Here is a 2,727-nt window from a genome sequence, read left to right on the forward strand (position 1 = left end):
GGCGGCGCCGAAGCCGGGTTCTTCGATCTGCTCAAGCGCCACGGCGTGCCTTTGTTGCCAAACACGGCCGGCTGCCTGACGGTCGGCGAGGCGGTGACGACCGCGCATATGGCGCGTGAAATCTTCGAAACCGACTGGATCAAGCTCGAGCTGATTGGCGACGACTACACGCTGCAGCCCGATCCCATCGGCTTGATCGAAGCGGCTGCACAACTGATCAAGGACGGCTTCAAGGTGCTGCCGTATTGCACCGAAGATCTCGTGATCGGTCGCCGTCTGCTCGATGCGGGCTGCGAAGCGCTGATGCCGTGGGGTGCGCCGATCGGCACCGGCAAGGGCGTGATCAATCCGTACGGCCTGCGCGTGTTGCGCGAACGGCTGCCCGATGTGCCGCTGATCGTCGACGCGGGTCTCGGCGTACCGTCGCATGCGGCACAAGTGATGGAATGGGGCTTCGACGGCGTGCTGCTGAACACCGCGGTATCGCAAGCCACGCATCCCGACGCGATGGCGCGCGCCTTTGCGCTCGGCGTCGAAGCGGGTCGCCAGGCTTTCCTGGCGGGGCCGATGGCCGAGCGCGAAAGCGCGCACGCGAGCACGCCGGTGGTCGGCATGCCGTTCTGGCATCAAGACGGGAGCGCCGCATGACGCAGACTTTGCCTTTGACCGGTCGCGAGCTCTTCTGGCCGCCCGCCGATGAACTCACCGAAGCCGCCGAGCGGATCCGCGCTCGCCTCGGCGAATGGCCGCCCACGCATGCGCCGTGGCGCATCTGTCTGACCGTGCCGGATGAGCCGAACGGCGGCGATCTGATCGTCGTCGCCGACGCGCAGCAGCACGGTGAGCAGGTGGCGCGCTGGCAGGTCCAGGGTGCCGGCGTGATCGTTGCCGCGGAGAACACGGCGACGCTGCATCTGGGCGGCGAGAAATACGCGCTGGAGGGCCATCTGGCGGAAGACTGGATTGCCGCGCTGGCGGCGTTTCTGGACTGTGGTTTCGATCCGCATGACGCGCTCGTGCTGGCGCTCGCGTGGCGCGACGGCGACGAAACCCGGGCGGACGACGCATTCCCGGCTGATATCGCACACTTTCCGCGCCTCACCGGTCTGCCGGCAGCGCCGGCGCAAGCGTTCGCGCGTTGTCCCGACCGGCTCGGCCTGTATCCGGTGCTGCCGACTGCCGAATGGGTCGAGAGAGTAGTGGGATTCGGCGTGAAAACGGTGCAGTTGCGTCGCAAGTCGGCCGAACCCGCGGACGAACTGAAGCGCGAGATCGCCCGCTGCGTCGCCGCGGGCCGCGCGCACGATGCCCAGGTTTTCATCAACGATCACTGGCGGGCCGCGCTGGAAGCGGGCGCCTACGGCGTCCACCTCGGCCAGGAAGACGTGCACACCGCCGATCTGTCGGCGCTTGCCACAGCCGGCATCCGGCTCGGTCTGTCGACGCACGGTTTCTACGAAATTCTGAAGGCGCTGCATTTCCGGCCCAGCTACATTGCATTGGGCGCGGTGTTCCCGACCACCACCAAGGTCATGCCGACCGCCCCGCAGGGCCTCAGGCGCCTCGCGCGCTATGTGCGCCTGCTCGACGGCGTCGTGCCGCTGGTGGCGATCGGCGGGATCGATCTGCAGGTGCTCCCCGACATACTGGCGACCGGCGTGGGCTGCGCGGCCGTGGTGCGCGCCGTGACCGAGGCCGCCGATCCGGCTGCCGCGGTTTCTGCGCTGCAACATGCGTTTACGCAATAATCGTCAAGTTGGGTAAAGGGACAGGGCGTCTCAAGGCAGCTTTTGCATGATGGCCCTATAATTCGGCCTTCCGTGTAAAAGGACTGTCAGTTTCGTGTCTTCCTCCCCCGAGACCCTACTCGAGCTGCGCGACGTCGACTTCGGTTATGGCGACCGGCTCGTCCTGTCGAACCTGAATCTGCGCTTCAGGCGCGGCCAGGTCGTCGCAGTCATGGGCGGCTCGGGTTGCGGCAAGACCACGGTGCTGCGCCTGATCGGCGGTCTGGTACGTGCACAGCGCGGCCAGGTCCTGTTTCAAGGCCAGGACATCGGCCAGCAGACGCGCGACGGCCTGTACGCGCTGCGCCGCAAGATGGGCATGCTGTTCCAGTTCGGCGCGTTGTTCACCGATATGTCGGTGTTCGAAAACGTCGCCTTCGCGCTGCGCGAGCACACCGATCTCCCCGAAGAACTGATCCGCGACCTCGTGTTGATGAAGCTCAACGCGGTCGGGTTGCGCGGCGCGCGCGCTCTGGCGCCGTCGGAGATTTCCGGCGGTATGGCGCGGCGCGTGGCGCTGGCCCGCGCCATCGCGCTCGACCCCGAACTGATGATGTACGACGAGCCGTTCGCCGGCCTCGATCCGATCTCGCTCGGCATCACCGCGAACCTGATTCGCGCGCTGAATCAGGCACTTGGCGCCACGTCGATCCTCGTTACACACGACGTGCCGGAGTCGTTCGCGATTGCCGATTACGTCTACTTCCTCGCCAACGGCGGGGTGCATGCGCAAGGCACGCCGGCCGAGCTGCGGGCGTCGACCGACGCTACGGTGCGCCAGTTCATCGACGGCGCGCCCGATGGCCCATTCAAATTCCATTATCCCAGCAAGGCGCCGCTCGCAGCGGACTTCGGCATTGGCGGAGGTCGGTCATGATCAGTGCGATCGGCCGTTCGGTGATCGGCGGGCTGGGCAGGACCGGGTATGCCACGCGTTTCT

Annotated in this window: 3 protein-coding genes; all 3 read left to right on the forward strand. The window is 66.5% G+C overall.

Annotated elements, in window-relative coordinates; all coding sequences use genetic code 11:
* Positions 1-648: thiazole synthase (locus tag QOC89_RS25025; RefSeq protein WP_323047470.1), on the forward strand; the 648-nt coding region annotated here is incomplete at its 5' end.
* Entirely contained in the window at positions 645-1,748 is a 1,104-nt protein-coding gene (thiE, locus tag QOC89_RS25030; RefSeq protein WP_323047471.1) for a thiamine phosphate synthase, read from the forward strand. The genes QOC89_RS25025 and thiE, both read left to right, overlap by 4 nt.
* Positions 1,749-1,842: 94 nt before the next feature.
* Positions 1,843-2,664: an ABC transporter ATP-binding protein gene (locus tag QOC89_RS25035; RefSeq protein WP_323047472.1), complete on the forward strand. Its 822-nt coding sequence runs from the start codon at positions 1,843-1,845 to the stop codon at positions 2,662-2,664.
* Positions 2,665-2,727: the final 63 nt, after the last annotated feature.

It is taken from the genome of Paraburkholderia sp. (assembly GCF_034668105.1).
GTDB lineage: Bacteria > Pseudomonadota > Gammaproteobacteria > Burkholderiales > Burkholderiaceae > Paraburkholderia.